Genomic DNA, 436 nt, shown 5'->3' with positions numbered 1-436 from the left:
CGGAATCAAATATCTGCCGCTGGTAATTTATTATCCTTGCCCGGATGTTTTTCATAAGGTGACCAGGCATTGTCACTCCACCCTAATAAAACTTTATCTCCGGGGAGGAAATGAACGTGCAAATCATCTTCCCCCCATTTGCGTTCGGGAAGAGGAATGACGATACGGCGAGTCTCAAGTCGCATTCCCTTAAGATATTGTTCATGCGTTATATCAAGAGTCCAGACAACTTCCGCCGTCTTTCCGTTGATACTGCCACAACAGGTTGCCCCCCCACCGCCATGTGCAGATGCATTGGATCCCGCTACGCCATTCACACTAAATCCCAAAATAGGCCGGTCAATTTCGCTGTGAATAATTAATGTCACCGGCCCGGTCGGTGGTCCCCAGATGGATGCCCAGATTAACCAGCCTCCCCATGCCAGTATGAACAATA

At 48.9% G+C, this 436-nt stretch carries 1 protein-coding gene; it reads right to left on the bottom strand.

Features of this window, described 5'->3' with window-relative positions:
* Positions 1-5 precede the first annotated feature (5 nt).
* On the bottom strand, positions 6-434 hold the full coding sequence (locus tag J1778_RS00110; protein WP_420804054.1) for a DUF3304 domain-containing protein: 429 nt from the start codon (positions 432-434) through the stop codon (positions 6-8).
* Between the last annotated feature and the right edge of the window lie 2 nt (positions 435-436).

The organism is Rahnella bonaserana (genome assembly GCF_019049675.1).
GTDB classification, from domain to species: Bacteria; Pseudomonadota; Gammaproteobacteria; order Enterobacterales; family Enterobacteriaceae; genus Rahnella; species Rahnella bonaserana.
This window is presented reverse-complemented; position numbering and strand designations above follow the sequence as displayed.